Origin of the sequence: Ureibacillus sp. FSL E2-3493, assembly GCF_038077515.1 — a bacterium.
Taxonomy (GTDB): domain Bacteria; phylum Bacillota; class Bacilli; order Bacillales_A; family Planococcaceae; genus Ureibacillus; species Ureibacillus halotolerans.
In genome coordinates this window covers 734,576-754,444 of sequence record NZ_JBBOPK010000001.1, presented here as the reverse complement: position 1 = coordinate 754,444, position 19,869 = coordinate 734,576, and the positions used below count along the sequence as shown (strand labels likewise).

The window sequence follows — 19,869 nt, the reverse complement described above, 5'->3', positions numbered from 1 at the left end:
CTCCTCGTCCGAAAGTTATACCTCTACGCCCATGCTTTTAGCTTTTTCAATTACCTCTTCAATGCTACCTACTAAACGGAAAGCATCTTCTGGTAAGTGATCGTATTTACCTTCAAGAATTTCCTTGAATGAACGAACAGTGTCTTTTACGTGTACAAAAGAACCTGGTTGACCAGTAAATTGTTCCGCTACGTGGAAGTTTTGAGATAAGAAGAATTGAATACGACGAGCACGTTCAACTGTTTGCTTATCTTCATCAGATAATTCATCCATACCTAAGATGGCGATAATATCTTGTAATTCGTTGTAACGTTGTAAAGTCATTTGAACTCCACGAGCAACTTTGTAGTGTTCTTCGCCAACAATTTCAGGTGATAATGCACGAGAAGTTGAAGCTAGTGGATCCACCGCTGGGTAGATACCCATCTCAGATAATTTACGCTCAAGGTTAGTTGTTGCGTCTAAGTGAGCGAAAGTTGTAGCTGGGGCTGGGTCAGTATAGTCATCGGCTGGTACATAAATCGCTTGGATTGATGTTACCGAACCTTTATTTGTAGATGTAATACGTTCTTGTAAGTTACCCATTTCAGTAGCAAGTGTTGGTTGGTAACCTACCGCAGAAGGCATACGTCCTAATAGGGCGGAAACTTCCGAACCTGCTTGTGTGAAGCGGAAGATGTTATCGATGAATAAAAGTACGTCTTGACCTTGTTCATCACGGAAATATTCAGCCATTGTAAGACCAGTTAAAGCTACACGCATACGTGCACCTGGTGGCTCATTCATTTGACCGAATACCATTGATGTTTTACTAATAACACCAGAGTCACTCATTTCGTGGAATAAGTCGTTACCTTCACGAGTACGTTCACCTACACCAGCAAATACGGAGATACCACCGTGACCTTGAGCGATGTTGTTAATAAGTTCTTGAATTAATACAGTTTTACCTACACCGGCACCACCGAATAAACCTACTTTACCACCTTTAATGTATGGAGCTAATAAGTCTACTACTTTAATACCTGTTTCTAGGATTTGTACTTCTGTAGTTAATTCATCAAATTTAGGAGCTTCGCGGTGAATAGAATCACGACGAGCTTCTGCTGGGATTTCTTCTCCTAAGTCGATAACTTCACCAAGTACGTTAAATACACGTCCTAGAGTTACGTCACCAACTGGTACAGAGATTGGATTTCCTAAGTCTGTAACTTCTGCACCACGTTGTAAGCCGTCAGTAGATGACATAGCAATCGTGCGGACAGAATCGTCACCTAAGTGAAGAGCTACTTCTAATGTTAAAGTAACTGATTCTTGATTTGGACGGTCAATCTTAACAGTTAAAGCGTTATAGATTGCTGGTAATTGGCCGTTGCTGAACTTTACGTCAACAACCGGACCCATTACTTGAATAACGTGTCCTATGTTCATTTCTGTGTACCCTCCTATCGAGTTTGGTGTCCGAGCGGGTTATTGTTCGTCATGTTTGACAAATAATAGTGATCCGCTTTTCTTCCTTTTATAAACGACATTGGAGTGCTGAGCCTATTCTAAGGCTGCAGCTCCACCAACGATTTCTGTAATTTCTTGTGTAATCGCCGCTTGACGCGCACGGTTATATTCAAGAGATAATGCACTAATAAGTTCTTTCGCATTATCAGTTGCAGTTTTCATCGCTGTCATACGAGCAGCATGTTCACTTGCTTTACCATCTAATAAAGCACCATAAATTAAGCTTTCTGCATATTGTGGAAGTAAAACTTCTAGAATTGCATCGCCTGATGGCTCGAATTCATAAGATGCATGAACGCCTTCACTTGCTGGAGCTAAATCAGTAATTGGTAATACCTTTTTCTCAGTAACTTCTTGTGAAATAACACTGACAAAGTGGTTATAGTACATATAAAGTTCATCATATGTACCATCAGCGAACATACCAACAGCTTTACGAGCGATTTGTTTAACGTCAGAGAAAGAAGGTTGGTCAGGTAAACCAATAATACTTTCAATTACGTTATAACCACGTTTCACGAAATAATCACGTGCCACACGACCGATTGCCAAAATCACGTATTCGTCTTTTGACTTATGACGCTCGTTTAATGTACGAGTTAACTGACGTAAAATACTTGAGTTATATGCCCCTGCAAGACCACGGTCAGATCCAATAACTAAATAAGCTGTTTTCTTTACAGGACGAGATACTAACATTGGATGTGTTGCATCCGAAGTACCTGATGCAATTGCAGCAACTACATCTTGTACTTTTTCCATATAAGGAACGTAAGCTTTTGCATTTTGTTCTGCACGGTTTTTCTTAGAAGCAGAAACCATTTGCATGGCTTTTGTCATTGCGCTCGTTTTCTTCGTTGAACCAATACGATTTTTAATATCGCGTAAGTTTGCCACTGGTATTTCACCACCTTTTCGTTTTTAATCACAAATCACGGCTTAAGATCTTACTCTGATTTTGCAAAAGTCTTTTTGAATTCGTTAAGAGCAGCTGCCATTTCTTCATCAGAAGGAAGTTCTTTTGTCGTACGGATATGATCTAAAACGTTAGTGTGGTTTACATCTAACCAGCTGTATAATTCAGCTTCGAAACGTACGATATCTTGAACTGGGATATCGTCTAAGAAACCACGAGTTAATGCATAAAGAATTGTAACTTGCTTTTCAACTTTAATTGGTTTGTTAAGATCTTGTTTAAGAACTTCAACTGTACGTTTACCACGCTCAAGTTTTGCAAGTGTTGCTTTGTCTAAATCTGAACCGAATTGAGCAAATGATTCAAGTTCACGGTAAGCAGCTAAGTCAAGACGTAGTGTACCAGCAACTTTTTTCATCGCTTTAATTTGAGCTGATCCACCTACACGAGATACGGATAAACCAGCGTTGATTGCTGGACGTACACCTGAGTGGAATAAGTCAGATTGTAAGAAAATTTGTCCATCAGTAATTGAGATTACGTTTGTTGGGATGTATGCAGAGATATCCCCAGCTTGTGTCTCAACGAATGGAAGAGCTGTAATCGAACCATTTTTATATGTTTCGTTTAATTTCGCAGCACGTTCTAATAGACGGCTGTGTAAGTAGAATACATCACCAGGGTAAGCTTCACGACCTGGAGGACGACGTAATAATAATGAAAGTTCACGGTAAGCTGCCGCTTGTTTTGATAAATCATCGTATACGATTAATACGTGTTTACCTTGTAACATGAACTCTTCAGCCATAGATACACCAGCATAAGGAGCTAAGTATAATAATGGAGCTGGTTGAGATGCAGATGCAGTTACAACGATTGAGTAGTCTAAAGCACCGTGTTTACGAAGTGTTTCTACTACGCCACGAACTGTAGATTCTTTTTGACCGATAGCAACATAGATACAGATCATATCTTGGTCTGCTTGGTTAAGAATTGTATCGATTGCAATTGAAGTTTTACCAACTTGACGGTCACCGATGATTAACTCACGTTGACCACGACCGATTGGTACAAGAGCGTCAATCGCTTTAATACCTGTTTGTAATGGTTCGTGAACGGATTTACGAGCCATTACACCGAAAGCTGGGCTTTCGATAGGACGAGTTTTTGTAGTGTTGATTGGGCCTTGTCCATCCACTGGTTGACCTAGTGGGTTTACAACGCGACCAATTAGTTCTTCACCAACTGGTACTTCCATAATACGGCCAGTTCGACGTACTTCATCGCCTTCTTTAATGTCTAAGTATGGTCCTAAGATGATGATACCAACGTTACCTTCTTCTAAGTTTTGAGCCATACCCATAACACCGTTAGAGAACTCTAATAATTCTCCAGCCATGACATTGTCGAGGCCATGAGCACGAGCGATACCGTCACCAACTGTGATTACAGTACCAACTTCGCTTACTTCTAATTCAGATTGGTAGTTTTCAATCTGCTTTTTTATCAGCACGCTGATTTCTTCAGCTTTGATGCCCATGAATGTCACCTCTCACATTTCTTTTTTATTAACCAACTAACGTACGTTTTAATCCCTCTAGCTTATTCGCTACAGTGTTATCAAAAATGTAGTTACCGATTTGAACACGTACACCACCAAGAATTGATGGTTCAATTACGTTTGTAATAGTAAGTTTTTCTTTACCAACTAATTTACCGAAAGAAGAAGAAATTTCGTCTTTTTCTTGATCAGTAAGAGCACGAGTAGAGAAAACTGTTGCTTCAGCAGAGCCTTGAGATGCAGCTGCTAATTGCTTAAATTGTTGTGCTAAATTTGCTACTTCATTAACACGTTTCTTTTCAATAAGAAGTTCAAGCGTGCTAACGACGATTGGATTCGCACTAGCAAAAATTTCAGCTACAATTTGTTTTTTACGTTCAATAGAGAACTTTGGAGTAGCAAGTAGAGAAAGTAACTCTGGAGTAGTTTCTAAAACTTTTACTAACTCCTCTAAATCTACGTTAACTTCCGCAACGATTTGTTTTTCTTGCGCTAATTGAAACAAAGCATTCGCATAGCGGTTAGCTATAGTCGATTGACTCATTTCGCTTCGCCTGCCTTCGCAATCGTTTCTTTAATTAGTGCGCTATTGTCCTCTTCAGAAATTTCTTTTCCAAGAACTTTAGATGCCGCAAGAACCGATAGTGAAACGACTTCTTCACGAACTGCAGCGATTGCTTTTTCTTTCTCAGTTTCGATTTCACGAACAGCTGATTCTTTTAAGCGGTTAGCTTCAGCACGCGCCGCAGTAATGATTTCATCACGTTGTACTTCGCCTTGTTTTTTAGCACTTTCAATAATTGTTTGTGCTTCAGTACGTGCTTCTTTTAAAAGACTTTTTTGTTCTTCTAAAAGTTTAGCTGATTCTTTGCGAGCGTTTTCAGCTGCATCGATTTCGCTTGCAACTAATTCTTCACGTTGTTGCATAATGCCCATTAACGGACCCCACGCGAATTTCTTTAGAAGAGCCATTAAAACGATGAAGATAACTAATGTTGCAATTACGTCTCCACCATTAAAGTTGTGAGCTCCAGCACCAAGTACTAGGTAATCTAAATTCACGATTGTTTCACTCCCTTCAAGAGCTTTCAATATTGTCTCGTTTCAAAGTTGTTTGCATTAAAACGAACTTATGAAACATTCATAAAATCTATGATTTCATTTCTTTACTTTCAATTTCAAAAAAACATTTAAATCAAACTATTTTCATACAAAAGGAATGGCGAAGTTTCTTCTTGTGGAATCATCTTCGCCACATAAATTGAGCCGACAATTATCGGTTCATTACGATGAATGCTACTACTACTGCAATGATCGGTAGGGCTTCTACTAACGCTACCCCGATGAACATTGTAGTTTGAAGAACGCCACGAGCCTCTGGTTGACGAGCGATACCTTCTACTGTACGTGAAACGATAAGACCGTTACCAATACCTGCACCAAGTGCACCTAAACCGATTGCGATTGCTGCTGCTAATAAACCCATTGAAAATTTCCTCCTTGGAATTGTTTTATTATTTTTGTTAAGCAATTAATGTTTACACTAAAAGCTTTATATTAATGGTCTGCACTCACTTTGTGAGATAAGTAAACCATTGTTAACATTGTGAAAATAAAGGCTTGGATAAAGCCAATAAAGATTGAGAATCCTTGCCATGCCATCGTTGGAATGATAGCACCGATAAATCCTACTGCACCTGAACCTGCCATACCAGCAAGTAAGCCAAGTAAAATTTCACCAGCATAAATGTTACCGTAAAGACGAAGACCTAAGGTTAATGTATTAGCGAATTCCTCTACAATTTTAAGTGGGAACATAAATGACATTGGTTGAACAAAAGTTCTGAAATAATTTCCAGTACCACGCATTTTAATACCGTAGTATGTTGCTAGTACCATTACCATCGCTGCTAATGTTAATGTAACAGTAGGGTCAGCTGTTGGTGATTTCCACCATAAATCGCCACCTACGATGATTCCTGAAAATGGTAGACCTAACAAGTTTGCAACGGCGATAAACATAATTAATGTGATCCCTAAAATATGGAATCGACCGCCTGTTTTCCAGTCCATGTTGCTTTGGATAATTCCCTTTACGAAATCCATAACCCATTCCATAAAGTTTTGCATGCCTGTTGGTTTCAGCTTTAAGTTACGTGTAGCAATAAATGCAATTAAAAACACAATGATAGCTGTCACCAATAGCATTAGAACTGTAGATAAGTTGAAAGTTAAAAAGCCTATCGTTAGCTCTGGAGCTCCATGATCCATTCTTGCATTCACCTCACTTTCTTAGTTACCTTTGTTGTTTCTTACTGAATATACGATAACTCCTATAAAAAGGAACACGTACGGAATCATTAGCCCTATGACTGTGCTAATTAAATGAAAATATTGTGGCAACGTAATGGCGATAGCGACTGCTGCAATACCTGATCCAAAGCGCAAAGCTGAGCCGAGAGATACTGCTTTTCTTCCTTCACTTATGGAACGATCAAACTTGTCCATTCTTCGAACAAGAATCCAAAAGTTATATGTACCAAAGCAAGCACCCACCGCAATTCCAGCAAAAACTGTTGGATATGAGGTAAATCCCCATCCTAACGCACAAAGAGCAAGCAAAAAAAATAACGCTTTCTTCTGCATTGCAAAAATGTGATGCAAATCTAGCATTGGCAATTTATCTCCCAAATCTTTTTCGAGTAATGTTAAAATCGTTCACTACTAAAGGAATCAAGCGAGTAATCGTATTACAAGCGGTTTCAAAGATATAAAATCATTTGATTATATAATTAAATCCTTATATTAGATTAATAAGAATTTAACTTTGTTCCGCTGTAAACATTTAAAACTCAGACGCTTGAAAACGTTGCTAATTGACATTGAATGGTTCCAACTGTCAATCTAGTAGAAACTTGATATAACAAGTATTTCTTCGTCAACACTTGACTTGAAACCCCTGTCATTCTTACCCTTTGTAAGCATACAATAGTGATATTTTGATGTCAATTGGTTAAAGTGAAAAACTTCACAACTCATGAAATCTTGTCAAATTGTTGACAAATTTGTGTAATAACTTTCAAAAATTACTTTGTCTTTTAAATTATTTTAACAAAATAACCAATTCCCATTTCTTTTTCCAAAATATCCAAAATAGATAAAATTCCTTTTCCTACAATATTATTCACTTTTTTCTTTGAACCTAATCAATTCTTTAATATTGGGAGTTAAATAATTCTTCATCATCTTTTAACGGATTTATTACTAGGGTTTAGCGAATTGTAAAAGATTCAGAATTGTAGTGTTAAACGTGTTTAGTTTTCTCGAACTATTACTTTTAATGCATGTAAATGAAAAATAATGGCCCTTCTTAAATTAAAGGGTCATTATTTTCCCGTTTTCTATTTACTTAGAATTAGCTGTTTTACTTAGTACCAAATAAACGGTCACCAGCATCTCCTAATCCAGGTACGATGTATCCATGGTCATTTAATTTCTCGTCAAGAGCAGCAATGTAAATATCTACATCTGGGTGCGCTTCTTGAATAGCTTGTACACCTTCTGGAGCAGCAATTAAGCACATAAATTTAATACTTTTAGCTCCACGTGTTTTTAATGAATTAATCGCTTCAACAGCAGAACCACCTGTAGCTAACATTGGGTCAACTATGATAAAGTCACGTTCTTCCACATCCGCAGGAAGTTTTGCATAATACTCAACAGGTTTTAATGTTTCTGGATCACGATAAAGTCCAATATGTCCCACTTTTGCAGCTGGGATTAATTTTAGTATTCCATCAACCATACCAATACCAGCGCGTAGAATTGGGACAATGGCCATTTTTTTACCTGAAAGCACTTTTGTTTTAGCTTTCATTACAGGTGTATCGATTTCAATCTCTTCTAGTGGCATATCTCGAGTAATTTCAAAGGCCATTAAAGTTGCGACTTCATCAACAAGTTCACGGAATTCTTTTGTTCCAGTGTTTTTATCACGGATATACGTTAACTTATGTTGGATTAATGGGTGATCAAATACATAGACTTTACTCAATTGGACTCGCTCCTAACTATTCATATCATTCTTCCATATGATTTTTTCTGTTGTAAAGAAAAATATCACTTAATCTAAACTAGTATATCAAAAAAAGTCGTAACATAAAACTATATGTCGGTCTCATTTATAGTACATTGTTAGTTTTGAAGCTACTTTCCTCTATCTTTTAAAAAAGATACTATCAAAAATAGAAAAGAGCTAGTGGAAAAACTCACTAGCTCTTTCATACTAAATATTCGTTACTAAATCTTCGTAAATAGGATATTTATCCGTTAGAACTTTTACACGATCTGCTGCTTCTTGTTTTACAGCAGCATCTTCTGGGTTTTTAAGAAGTTTGGCGATGATTAATCCAACCTCTTTCATGTCTTCTTCTAAGAAGCCACGGCTTGTTACAGCAGGTGTACCGATACGAATACCAGAAGTAACAAATGGTTTTTCTTGATCGTAAGGAATTGTATTTTTATTTACAGTAATCCCCACTTCATCTAATACTTTTTCAGCCACTTTACCAGTTAAACCAACTGATTTCACATTCACTAATAATAAATGGTTATCAGTGCCGCCAGAAACAATTTCTAATCCTTCAGCAATTAATGTTTCAGCAAGTACTTTTGCATTCTTTTTAATTTGTTTTGCATACTCTTTAAATTCTGGCTGTAATGCTTCACCAAACGCTACTGCTTTAGCAGCGATTACATGCATTAATGGTCCACCTTGAATTCCAGGGAAAACAGATTTATCGATCTTTTTACCCCATTCTTCAGAAGTTAAAATTAAACCACCACGAGGTCCACGTAACGTTTTATGAGTTGTTGAAGTAACGAAATCTGCATAAGGTACTGGAGATGGGTGTTCACCAGCAGCTACAAGACCAGCGATATGTGCCATATCGACCATGAAATAAGCACCAACTTCATCTGCAATTTCACGGAATTTTTTAAAGTCAATTTCACGAGGGTAAGCAGAAGCACCAGCAACAATTAACTTTGGCTTATGTTCTAAAGCTTTAGCGCGAACATCTTCATAGTCTATTACATTTGTATCTTCTGTTACGCCATATTCTACAAATTTATATTGAATACCAGAGAAATTAACAGGAGAACCATGGGTTAAGTGACCACCATGGGAAAGATTCATACCTAGTACTGTATCCCCGGGTTCAAGAACTGTGAAGTATACTGCCATATTCGCTTGTGCACCGGAGTGGGGTTGAACGTTTGCATATTCAGCACCAAAAATTTGTTTTACACGGTCACGGGCAATGTCTTCCACCACGTCAACGTGTTCACAACCACCGTAGTAACGTTTGCCAGGATAACCTTCTGCATATTTGTTCGTTAAGACAGAACCTTGAGCTTCCATAACCGCTTCAGAAACAATGTTTTCGGATGCGATTAATTCAATGTTTGCTTGTTGACGTTTTTTCTCAGCTAAAATTCCTTCTAGTACTGCTTTATCTTGTGCCGCTACTTTTTCATAAGCCATCGTTATATATCCCCCTAAAGTTCTTTTATTTTTTGAATAAAAAATTATTATAAATGGAGTTTCCTATTATCAGTAATAGATACCAACTGTTAATCTTCCATAGAGTAATGAAAACTCGCTCTTAAACTTTACTTCTTTTCAAACATTAATGAACTATTAAATTTCATTCGGTAGGTCTTACATAGATAGCCCGTTCTCCACCTATTAACTTTGGACGCGTTTTCGCTATTGTTACTACCGCTTCCCCAATTTTCCGGATGGAAGTTCGAACGGGAATTGCTACTTCTTTTAAATGCATCCCTATAATCGTTTGACCAATATCGATCCCTGCGTGTGCTCGAACATGTTCTACGACAACTGGATTTTCCAATTGAGTATAAGCATAGGCAGACATCGAACCTCCTGCATGTTTTACAGGAATAACGGTTACCGGTTCTAGACCATATTTTAAAGCAGCATCATACTCCATCGTTAACGCGCGATTAATATGTTCACAGCCTTGAAAAACTAAATAAAGCTCGTTTCTTTTAGCAAAATATGCAAACTCCCGATATAGTACTTCTGCTACTTCCATAGCTCCCGATGTTCCAATTTTTGAACCAGCAATTTCAGAAGTTGAACAACCGATAACAAACAATTGATTCTGCTGGAACTGTACTTGTTGTTCTATTTCATCTAGCAATTGGGATAATTGGGACTGTATTTGCTGTAAATCACTCATTGATTAACTACCCTTCAAGCTCGGAAATTTTATCGATTCGTCGAGTATGACGACCACCTTCAAAATCCGTATTTAACCAGGCTTTTACGATTTCTCCCGCTAGCCCAGGACCAATCACTCTCTCACCCATCGCTAAAATATTTGAATCGTTATGGCATCGAGTTGCTTTAGCACTAAATACATCATGAACTAATGCACAACGAATCCCCTTTACTTTGTTTGCAGCAATCGACATTCCAATGCCGGTACCACAAATTAATATTCCTCGATCAAACTTTCCACTTGCAACGCCTTCTGCTACTGGGCGAGCATAATCAGGATAATCAACCGAATCATTAGATTTTGGACCAAAATCTTCATAACTAATTTGAAGTTCGTCTAATAGTGACATAATTTCTTTGCGTAAGTTATTTCCACCGTGGTCTGAAGAAATTGCAATTTTCACTATGTTCCCTCCTACGTGTTATTGTCATCAACAGTGTACCACTTATTCCGAAAGATTAACATGGATTTTGAAAACTTTCCTTTAATCCTTTTTATAAAATACGAATAATTCATCAACATATATAAATAACGTTCATATTTTGACGTGAAATAGACTACATTCTATTAAAATCATTCGTGTATCGGATATAAGATGTTTCATTATTCTGATTTCTATTACAAATGACTACTGGTGTGTTCCTTAAATATGAATAAATGCCACCATCCTAAAGCAATACAATTTCCTTAGAATGATGGCACACTTATGTAATTTTATATTGGTTCTTTGTTAACTAGATAACGATTCTACGCCATTTCATTTTCCGAAATCTTTATAATCAATTCATCAATAAGCTGATTTAATTCTAAATACGTTTGTCTATATGTTCCGATATCACCGCCAAAAGGATCTGATACATCTTTCGAACCATATGGTTTCACATACTCTTTTAAAGTAAAAGTTTTGTTTTGAGCATTTGGAAATGTATGAAGAATCATATTTTTATGGGCCCCAGTCATAGTTAAAATCAAATCAGCCCATTCAATATCCTGTGGTTTCACTTGGGATGTCATATGCTCAAAATCGATTTGATCATGTTGAAGGACAGCTTTTGCATTCTCGGAAATTCCCCCACCTTCAAGGGCGTAAATGCCAGCAGATTTAACTTGTACACCATCCACATTTTTACTTTTCAATATAGCCTCAGCCATAGGACTTCTACAAGTATTACCAGTACAAATGAAATAAATATTCATGATGTCCACTCTTTCTTTATTATAGATACTCAATGCTATTAAAAAACGTATAGATACTTATGACAATTAACGATAATCCCGCAATCCACTTTAATGAATCCCCTTTTATAGAAAAGCGGCTTCTTGCGATCTGCAGAGAAATGTAAGACAATACAAAAGTCCATATTCCCGCACTAAAAATAAATAAAAATTTTTGTAAGTTTAGCATACCAAAAGAAATGCTGACTGAAAAGGTATCTAAACTGGCCGTAATAGCTAATATCGATATTGGTATTGCCATGATTTGTCGATTTTTTGTTGAAAGGATTAATTGGAGTCCAATGGAAAATAATAAAATACTTGAAATTAAATTAGACCATTGTAATAGGATATGTACCATCCATCTACCAAGAGTAAAACCGATAATTGGGAAAATCATATGTAATATAGCCGTCCATAAAGAAAGAATAAAACGTTGTTTTACACTAGGAAGAAGTAAATAAAGTGCGACTACATCCAATGCCACAATAAGTCCCGTAAGTATTTCCTGCAAAATAGTCCTCTTTCCTTTATAATATTTCTACTATCTTATGCCTTATCATCATCCAATATCATCGTTTCTTGTCCACCTTTTATAAATTAAAAAGGGTTCACTTTTTTAAGCAAACCCTCTTTAAATACTATTCTCTATTTTTATACCATTTGTTTCCTGCAGCTTTTTCTAATCGGTTCATAATTGCTGCACCGACACCTTCAGTCGTAGTCGTTGTAGCCAAAATGATCGTTGCCTCTGTCTTATCACATGCTCTTAAATCGTCATATAATTTTGCGCTCATTTGTTCTTTATTCCCTTCATTACCATAAGGGAAAAAATAATCTGCCTTTATATCTTGATAAGATGAAGGGGCTAGAAGGGCTACTTGATGTCCCTCTTTTTTTAATTGTCTTATTGCTAATTCAATTTCTTTTTTATTATGTTCGATTAAATATACTGGGGCATTAGGTGCATAATGGGTATATTTCATTCCAGGTGCCTTTGGCGTCGAATCGAGTATTTGTTGATTTTTTGTTGGCAGAATGACTGTTCCAATCACTTGTTCTAACATTTCTTTCGTTACTCCGCCTGGTCGAAGGATGACTGGTGGAGTAACGGTTACATCAAGTACTGTCGATTCAATGCCTATTCCTGTAGCTCCACCATCTAAAATAAGAGGTATACGACCTTGTAAATCTTCTTCCACATGGACAGCTTTTGTAGGACTTGGCTTACCACTACGATTTGCACTTGGAGCCGCTACCGGTTTTTGTAACTTTCTCAATAACCGCAAAGCGACTTCATGGTTCGGCATCCGTAATCCAACCGTTGATAATCCAGCTGTAACACTAGGTGCTAGTAACCCTTTTTTCGCCTTCATAATAATTGTCAATGGACCGGGCCAAAAACAATCCATCAATTTCTTGGCGTTATCAGGAATTTCTTCTATATAGTTTGAAACTTCTTCAATTGTTCCAATATGTACAATTAAGGGGTTATCTGAAGGACGGCCTTTTGCTTCAAATATTTTTTTCACAGCCGAATCGTTTGTTGCCACAGCACCAAGACCATATACAGTCTCTGTCGGAAAGGCGACAACTTCCCCTTGATTTAATAAATCGATTGCTTGTGAATAACTTTGTTCATTTGCTTCATTATTATTCACAAGCATTTTGAGCGTTTCCATCATTGTCCCTCCTATCTTATTTCGAAATTTTCTAACAGTTTATACACACTTTGTGGATAATACTGTAAAAGGTGTGCATAAGTAAGCTAGCCATTAACTAACTGAACAATTTTTTGATCCATTCCCAAACAATAAATGTGACTTTAGTTTTTTCTTCATTATCTTCCTTCTCATCACTATCTTTTTGTTCCACTTTTTCTTTTTCATCTTCTTTGTCAGTCGGACGCTCACATATATTCGGGAAAATACTACACCACCAGTTATCCCCTCGACCTTCACCAATAGTTAATACAAGCGATTGGTAATATGATTGTGGATAAAACGTATTATGTTGTAGTTTTGGTGGCATTAAATTGTCACCAATGTTAATTTTCACATTTGCATCTGCATAGTTTTTTTCTAAATAAGTAGCTAATTCTGTATATATTTCATCACTATCTTTATTCGCTAGTTCATTATTTTGAATTTGTGTGAAAAACGGTGTTAAATTTTCCACCATTTCACGTTTAAATTGTTGATCTTCCTTTGTATTACTATTTGCCACAACGCGAATTTTTAAACTATCTTCAACCAAATTATTTCTAGCTTCATAGACTTTATCAAACATATCTGGTAGTAAAATGATTGAACACAAAATAGCAATTGAACACGCAAGTAATTTTAATAGACTTAAAACTTTATCAAATTTATTTTCTTTTTGAACTCTTGTAATCTCGTAATCGTTTAACATAATTAATTCCCTCCCTGACATCATAATTGTCAGGAAGAGAACTTTTTATACATTTATTTCACAAAAAACCATTCTATTTTTTTGATTAATATCTTTAACGATTTCTACTTTAGATTCAGGAAAGCTAGTTTTAAAGAATTTCGCGACCGCTTCACCTTGTAAATGGCCGATTTCTACACCAATTAAAGCAGGTTGATTTAAAAGGTTCGGTAATTGCTCTGAAAGTTTTCGATACAAGATTAACCCATCTTCTTCTGCAAAAAGTGCGTTATGAGGTTCATGATCCAATACGATTTCGGACATTTCTTTCGCTTCATCAAAAGCAATATAAGGAGGATTGGATAAAATAACATCCCATTTTTCCTGTGCAATCGGTTTTGTCAAATCCCCTAGACGGAACTCAACTTCGGTCTGTAAATGGTTGGCATTTTTCTTCGCCGTTTCAATTGCCTTTTCAGAAATATCCGTCGCAACTACTTGCGCTTCTGGCCATTCCTTTTTCATCGTTATAGCAATGGCACCACTTCCAGTTCCTATATCACAAATCTTTACAAAGGAATGTTCTCCAAACAATTTTTTCATACGCTCCAACGCCCCGACAATTAACTCCTCTGTTTCAGGACGAGGGATTAATACCGATTCATCAACTTTGAACTTTCTCCCGAAAAACTCTTCCGTTCCTATAATGTATTGAACTGGCCTACCTTTGGCATGTTCTTCTACATATTTTTGAAATTCCATTAATTTTTCATCACTGATCTTATCGTGCATTCGCATCATTAATCCGGAATAATTCGTTTCGTAAACATGTTGCATTAAAAGTCTTGCAGCATTTTCGTCACGACCATTTTCAACTAAAAAAGAAGAAGCCCCATGGAGGGCCTCAAAAATTGTTTTATGCTTCATCATTTAAATGGGCAAGTTTCGCTGCTTGCTCTTCCAGCATTAATGCATCAATAATTTCATCCAACTTGCCTTCCATAATTATATCCAGCTTTTGAAGAGTTAAGCCGATACGATGGTCAGTGACACGATTTTGTGGATAGTTGTATGTGCGAATACGCTCGGAGCGATCTCCTGTACCAACTGCAGATTTACGAGTTGCATCGATTTCCTTTTGTGCTTCTTGCATATACATATCGGCAACACGAGCTCGAAGGATTTTCATCGCTTTTTCACGGTTTTTAATTTGGGAACGTTCATCTTGCATCGATACGACAACACCCGTTGGTATATGGGTCATACGCACGGCTGACATTGTCGTATTAACAGATTGACCACCTGCACCTGAAGAGGCAAATGTATCAACGCGAATATCTTTTTCATGAATTTCGACATCCACTTCTTCTACTTCTGGCAAACATGCAACAGTCGCTGTAGAAGTATGGATACGACCTTGTGATTCTGTAGCAGGAACCCGTTGTACGCGGTGCGCCCCGTTTTCATATTTAAATTTCGAATAAGCACCTTGCCCGTTGATCATAAAGATAACCTCTTTATAACCGCCCATTGGGTTAGGTGTAGCTTCCATAATATCAATTTTCCATCCTTGTGTTTCTGCGTAACGGGAATACATGCGGAATAAATCTCCTGCGAAAATATTCGCTTCATCTCCACCCGCAGCTCCGCGAATTTCCATAATAACGTTTTTATCGTCGTTTGGATCCTTTGGAATTAGAAGAATTTTTAAGCGCTCTTCCAATACAGGAATTCGTGCATTTAATTCGTTAAATTCTTCTTTTACCATTTCATGCATTTCAGGATCTTTTTCATTGTCTAGCATTTCTTTCGTATCTGCCAATTGTTGTTTTACATCTTTATATTCTCGATATACTTCTACCATTTCTTGAATATCTGACTGTTCCTTAGAATATTCGCGAAGTTTTTTACTATCGCTTACAACATCAGGATCACTTAATAATTCATTTAATCTTTCATATCGGTCTTCAACCGCTTGTAATCGATCAAACATGATTTCACCTCTAATTTAATTTCATATATGGTTAAATTCCGTCATACCCCGATTATTTCAGGTGTATACCATTTATGAGTGTCTAATCTACATATATCGTTATATTTTATCCTTATTAAGTATAAAGAAATTGTGTCTTTATCGCTACATTTATGCGAGATCTAATTGAATTGTTCCTTATAGCGGAGGATTCACATGACATTTCCGGCAAACGGGATAATATGTATCATTACCACCAATATGAATTTGCTCTCCTGTATAAACCGGTTTATTATTTTCATCAACCCGCAAATTCATTGTTGCCTTTTTATGACAAAACCAACAAATAGTTTTCATTTCTTCAATTTTATCGGCGTAAATCAACATATATCGGCTACCTTCAAACAGCTCGTTTTGGAAGTCATTTTTCAATCCGAATCCCATGACTGGGATATTTAAAATGTCGACGATTTTTGTTAATTGTAAGACGTGTTCCTTTGTTAAAAATTGCACTTCATCTACTAATACGCAATAAAGTTTCTCCGAATAATTTTTTACATATTCAAATAAATTTGTATCCTCAAACACTGGAATTGCTTGGCGTCTCAATCCAATTCGGCTAGACACATACCCTACTTCATCCCTCGTATCAATTCCAGAAGTAAAAATTAATACTGGCTTATTTTGTTCTTCATAGTTATGTGCAACTTTTAGAATTTCAATAGATTTCCCACTATTCATCGCACCATGTTTAAAAAATAATTGCGCCATACCAATAAACCTCTTTCTAAGTTGTGTTCTGTTAACTTTTGAAGTGCTACTTAGTCGAATATTTTTACTTAAACAATGAAAAAGCCCTGAGATGAACTCCCAAGGCGTTCTATTTGATAGATCCTCTAACATCATCCATGAACTTGCTTTACCCTTCATAGTATATCTTATCTTATAGTTCTTCTACAATTATTCCATGAAAGTCAGACAATTTATTTTTATGTATCAGACAAGCTTTACTATAAAAAATGCCTGCAAGCTGAGCTTGGCAGGCATTTAAAAATTTCTTATTTAAGACCGTATTTTTTGTTGAAACGATCCACACGTCCGTCAGCAGACGCGAATTTTTGACGACCAGTATAGAATGGGTGACATTCGCTACAGAATTCTACAGTAATTTTTTCTTTTACTGAACCTGTTTCGAAAGTATTACCGCAAGAGCAAGTTACTGTTGCAGTTTTGTAATCTGGATGAATTCCTTGTTTCATATTCGTTTCTCCTCTCGCCCTGAACCATCTGGAACAGAGTTATTATTCGAACTGTGCCTTACATAACCCGAATATGCCAGTTAAGTATGCACACGTTACATACTTAAAAGATTATAGCAAGAAATAAATTCGTTCGCAAGAAAAAGATGAAAAAGTAATAAAACCAAAAAATGGAAATCCTTTATAGAAAAATATCCTATTTTATATTAATCCTTTTCCTTTTGTCGCTTTTTTCATATCGTTATTAAGTTTTTCAAAAAATTCTTCGTTAGTTTTAGACGTTCGAAGTTTTTTCAAGAAGCGTTCTGCGAAGTCGGGAGCATCTGAAAACGTTTTACGAATAGCCCATAGTTTTTCTAGTTGATTTTCTGGAATTAATAATTCTTCTTTACGTGTTCCAGAACGACGAATATCAAGGGCTGGGAATACACGGCGTTCAGCTAATTGACGATCAAGGTGCAGTTCTAAGTTCCCTGTTCCTTTAAACTCCTCGTAAATAACTTCATCCATACGTGACCCTGTATCGACTAATGCAGTCGCTAAAATAGTTAAACTTCCACCTTCTTCTATATTTCGGGCGGAACCGAAAAATCTTTTAGGTCGGTGGAACGCTGCCGGATCAATACCACCAGACAATGTTCGTCCACTTGGTGGAATAACTAAATTATATGCTCGAGCTAAACGGGTAATGGAATCCATTAAAATAATAACATCCCGTTTATGTTCTACTAAGCGGCGGGCACGTTCTAAAACAAGCTCCGCAACTTTCACGTGATTTTCAGGTACTTCGTCAAAGGTAGAGCTTACAACATCCGCTTTTACAGAACGTTCAATATCCGTTACTTCTTCAGGACGTTCATCAATTAAAAGAACGATTAATTCTGCTTCCGGATAATTTGTTGTAATCGCATTGGCGATTTCCTTTAAAAGAGATGTTTTCCCAGCTTTCGGAGGCGCCACAATTAAACCCCTTTGGCCAAAACCAACTGGTGCTACTAAATCCATAATCCGTGTAGATAATTTATTAGGTTCTGTTTCTAATTTAATTTGTCTATCTGGATAAAGAGGAGTTAGTGCCGGGAAGTGAACCCGTTCTTTAGCGATTTCAGGATCTTCTCCGTTTACCGCATCGACTTGTAACAGTCCGAAGTAACGTTCATTTTCCTTTGGAGGACGTACTTTTCCGGAAACCTTGTCCCCATTTCGTAGGTCAAAGCGTCGGATTTGAGAAGCTGAAATATAAATATCCTCTTTCGAAGGAGAATAATTAATTGGTCGTAAAAAACCAAATCCTTCCTGGTTAACTATTTCAAGTACACCTTCCATAAAGAAGTATCCTTCTTGTTCAGAACGAGACTTTAAAATAGCAAAGATTAATTCTTTTTTTGTTAATTTACTATAATATGAAATCTTGTAATCACGTGCAAGAGCATACAACTCTTTTAACGTCATATTTTCCAATTGAGCTATTGTATGAGCAGACATAGCATATCTCCAGTCTTTTAAAGTTTTATCTTTTTGGTTATTGGAAGTGTTATTGCCGTAGGATTCATTAGTATGAAAGAATAGTAGAAAAGATGCCTGATGTGGAGAACGTTTGCGGATAAAATTTAAAGTGGTTATCCATAAAATATCCGAAAGTATAAAGTTTTAATCAGGCATCTAAAGGATTGAAGTTTATTTTACATATCTAGGTTTTTTGTTAAGATGGTGTCGACCTTCAACAAAACGTACTGTTCCTGTTTTAGCACGCATTACTAAAGAGTTCGTTAAGCAATAAGAACCTTTATATTGAACGCCTTTTAAAAGCTCGCTATCTGTAACAGCAGTTGCTGCGAAAATAGCGTCGTCACCTTTCACCAAATCTTCTAAGTATAATACTTGATCTAAATCAATACCCATTTTTTCACATCGTTCACGTTGAGCATCATCTTCTGGAACTAATTTCGCTTGGAAATCTCCACCTAAACATTTTAGTGCAACAGCTGAAATAACACCTTCTGGAGCCCCACCAGTACCGAACATAATATCAATACCCGTTTCATCGAATGCTGTATTAATCGCTGCGCTTACGTCACCATCTTGTATGAATTTAATGCGTGCACCTGCTGCACGAATTTCGTCTACAATTTTTTGATGTCTTGGGCGATCAAGTAAAACAGCAACTATGTCGGAAATATCTTTGTTTTTCGCTTTTGCAACCGCTTGTAAATTTTCAGTTACCGATGCGTTTATGTTCACTTTACCAGCTGCTTCAGGGCCAACTGCCAACTTTTCCATGTACATATCAGGAGCATTCAATAAATTTCCGCGATCTGCAATGGCAAGCACAGTCATTGCTCCATTTGTACCCTTTGCAACAATATTTGTTCCTTCAAGAGGGTCAACAGCAATATCCACTTGTGGACCGCCATTGCGTAGGCCAAGTTCTTCACCAATATATAACATCGGTGCTTCATCCATTTCGCCTTCCCCAATTACAACGGTACCATGCATAGGGATTGTATCAAATAATGCACGCATAGCTGTAGTTGCTGCATCATCTGCTTCCTCTTTTAAACCAAGTCCCATCCATTTTGCAGATGCAATTGCTGCTGCTTCTGTTACGCGTACAACTTCCATCGTTAAACTACGTTCCATTCTTCATTTGCCTCCTGTATTCGGCAGGTTTTACCGAAACTAAATGTTTCATCTATTGTATCATATTTATTTTTTTCATTTTAGACTATTTATAT

Annotated in this window: 22 protein-coding genes; all 22 read right to left on the bottom strand. The window is 36.9% G+C overall.

Annotated features, from left to right (window positions below):
- Positions 1 to 15: 15 nt before the first annotated feature.
- The 22 genes from atpD to glpX all read right to left on the bottom strand — a co-directional run bounded on the left by atpD (position 16) and on the right by glpX (position 19,774).
- Positions 16 to 1,431 carry a F0F1 ATP synthase subunit beta gene (gene atpD / locus MHH69_RS04020; RefSeq protein WP_122971471.1) on the bottom strand — a complete coding sequence of 472 codons (1,416 nt, stop codon included), beginning with the start codon at positions 1,429 to 1,431 and terminating at the stop codon, positions 16 to 18.
- Positions 1,432 to 1,545: 114 nt separating this feature from the next.
- Positions 1,546 to 2,409: an ATP synthase F1 subunit gamma gene (gene atpG, locus MHH69_RS04015; protein WP_122971470.1), complete on the bottom strand. Its 864-nt coding sequence runs from the start codon at positions 2,407 to 2,409 to the stop codon at positions 1,546 to 1,548.
- Positions 2,410 to 2,459: 50 nt separating this feature from the next.
- Positions 2,460 to 3,968: a F0F1 ATP synthase subunit alpha gene (atpA, locus tag MHH69_RS04010; protein ID WP_122971469.1), complete on the bottom strand. Its 1,509-nt coding sequence runs from the start codon at positions 3,966 to 3,968 to the stop codon at positions 2,460 to 2,462.
- A 28-nt stretch (positions 3,969 to 3,996) separates the two neighbouring features.
- Positions 3,997 to 4,533 (bottom strand): F0F1 ATP synthase subunit delta, encoded by a 537-nt coding sequence (locus MHH69_RS04005; RefSeq protein ID WP_341361789.1) that lies wholly within the window; start codon positions 4,531 to 4,533, stop codon positions 3,997 to 3,999.
- A complete protein-coding gene (gene atpF, locus MHH69_RS04000; protein WP_122971490.1) occupies positions 4,530 to 5,051 on the bottom strand; it encodes a F0F1 ATP synthase subunit B in 522 nt (173 codons plus the stop codon). The genes MHH69_RS04005 and atpF overlap by 4 nt, the downstream gene beginning before the upstream one ends.
- 211 nt (positions 5,052 to 5,262) lie before the next feature.
- Positions 5,263 to 5,475 carry a F0F1 ATP synthase subunit C gene (gene atpE, locus MHH69_RS03995; RefSeq protein WP_036200106.1) on the bottom strand — a complete coding sequence of 71 codons (213 nt, stop codon included), beginning with the start codon at positions 5,473 to 5,475 and terminating at the stop codon, positions 5,263 to 5,265.
- A gap of 71 nt (positions 5,476 to 5,546) precedes the next feature.
- The gene (gene atpB / locus MHH69_RS03990; protein WP_122971467.1) at positions 5,547 to 6,260 is read right to left on the bottom strand and encodes a F0F1 ATP synthase subunit A; all 714 of its coding nucleotides are present in this window, start codon (positions 6,258 to 6,260) and stop codon (positions 5,547 to 5,549) included.
- Between the two features lie 21 nt (positions 6,261 to 6,281).
- The gene (locus MHH69_RS03985) at positions 6,282 to 6,662 is read right to left on the bottom strand and encodes an ATP synthase subunit I (protein ID WP_122971466.1); all 381 of its coding nucleotides are present in this window, start codon (positions 6,660 to 6,662) and stop codon (positions 6,282 to 6,284) included.
- 751 nt (positions 6,663 to 7,413) lie between these two features.
- Positions 7,414 to 8,043 (bottom strand): uracil phosphoribosyltransferase, encoded by a 630-nt coding sequence (gene upp, locus MHH69_RS03980; protein WP_122971465.1) that lies wholly within the window; start codon positions 8,041 to 8,043, stop codon positions 7,414 to 7,416.
- A 231-nt stretch (positions 8,044 to 8,274) separates the two neighbouring features.
- Positions 8,275 to 9,534: a serine hydroxymethyltransferase gene (gene glyA, locus MHH69_RS03975; protein WP_341361788.1), complete on the bottom strand. Its 1,260-nt coding sequence runs from the start codon at positions 9,532 to 9,534 to the stop codon at positions 8,275 to 8,277.
- 163 nt (positions 9,535 to 9,697) lie between these two features.
- On the bottom strand, positions 9,698 to 10,255 hold the full coding sequence (locus MHH69_RS03970; RefSeq protein ID WP_122971463.1) for a TIGR01440 family protein: 558 nt from the start codon (positions 10,253 to 10,255) through the stop codon (positions 9,698 to 9,700).
- A 7-nt stretch (positions 10,256 to 10,262) separates the two neighbouring features.
- Positions 10,263 to 10,700 (bottom strand): ribose 5-phosphate isomerase B, encoded by a 438-nt coding sequence (gene rpiB / locus MHH69_RS03965; protein WP_122971462.1) that lies wholly within the window; start codon positions 10,698 to 10,700, stop codon positions 10,263 to 10,265.
- Positions 10,701 to 11,044: 344 nt separating this feature from the next.
- Positions 11,045 to 11,494 carry a low molecular weight protein arginine phosphatase gene (locus MHH69_RS03960; protein ID WP_122971461.1) on the bottom strand — a complete coding sequence of 150 codons (450 nt, stop codon included), beginning with the start codon at positions 11,492 to 11,494 and terminating at the stop codon, positions 11,045 to 11,047.
- Between the two features lie 19 nt (positions 11,495 to 11,513).
- Positions 11,514 to 12,026, bottom strand: a complete 513-nt coding sequence (locus MHH69_RS03955; RefSeq protein WP_122971460.1) for a manganese efflux pump MntP — start codon at positions 12,024 to 12,026, stop codon at positions 11,514 to 11,516.
- A gap of 127 nt (positions 12,027 to 12,153) precedes the next feature.
- A complete protein-coding gene (locus MHH69_RS03950) occupies positions 12,154 to 13,194 on the bottom strand; it encodes an L-threonylcarbamoyladenylate synthase (protein ID WP_341361787.1) in 1,041 nt (346 codons plus the stop codon).
- Positions 13,195 to 13,291: 97 nt separating this feature from the next.
- Positions 13,292 to 13,924 carry a stage II sporulation protein R gene (locus MHH69_RS03945; protein ID WP_341361786.1) on the bottom strand — a complete coding sequence of 211 codons (633 nt, stop codon included), beginning with the start codon at positions 13,922 to 13,924 and terminating at the stop codon, positions 13,292 to 13,294.
- 45 nt (positions 13,925 to 13,969) lie between these two features.
- Positions 13,970 to 14,833 carry a peptide chain release factor N(5)-glutamine methyltransferase gene (prmC, locus tag MHH69_RS03940; protein WP_341361785.1) on the bottom strand — a complete coding sequence of 288 codons (864 nt, stop codon included), beginning with the start codon at positions 14,831 to 14,833 and terminating at the stop codon, positions 13,970 to 13,972.
- Positions 14,820 to 15,896, bottom strand: coding sequence for a peptide chain release factor 1 (prfA, locus tag MHH69_RS03935; protein WP_122971456.1), 1,077 nt, complete (start codon positions 15,894 to 15,896; stop codon positions 14,820 to 14,822). Before prfA ends, prmC begins: the two co-directional genes overlap by 14 nt.
- 177 nt (positions 15,897 to 16,073) lie before the next feature.
- Positions 16,074 to 16,646 carry a thymidine kinase gene (locus MHH69_RS03930; RefSeq protein WP_122971455.1) on the bottom strand — a complete coding sequence of 191 codons (573 nt, stop codon included), beginning with the start codon at positions 16,644 to 16,646 and terminating at the stop codon, positions 16,074 to 16,076.
- A 287-nt stretch (positions 16,647 to 16,933) separates the two neighbouring features.
- On the bottom strand, positions 16,934 to 17,134 hold the full coding sequence (gene rpmE / locus MHH69_RS03925) for a 50S ribosomal protein L31 (RefSeq protein ID WP_122971454.1): 201 nt from the start codon (positions 17,132 to 17,134) through the stop codon (positions 16,934 to 16,936).
- A 201-nt stretch (positions 17,135 to 17,335) separates the two neighbouring features.
- The gene (gene rho / locus MHH69_RS03920) at positions 17,336 to 18,619 is read right to left on the bottom strand and encodes a transcription termination factor Rho (RefSeq protein WP_122971453.1); all 1,284 of its coding nucleotides are present in this window, start codon (positions 18,617 to 18,619) and stop codon (positions 17,336 to 17,338) included.
- 192 nt (positions 18,620 to 18,811) lie between these two features.
- The gene (gene glpX, locus MHH69_RS03915) at positions 18,812 to 19,774 is read right to left on the bottom strand and encodes a class II fructose-bisphosphatase (RefSeq protein WP_341361784.1); all 963 of its coding nucleotides are present in this window, start codon (positions 19,772 to 19,774) and stop codon (positions 18,812 to 18,814) included.
- Between the last annotated feature and the right edge of the window lie 95 nt (positions 19,775 to 19,869).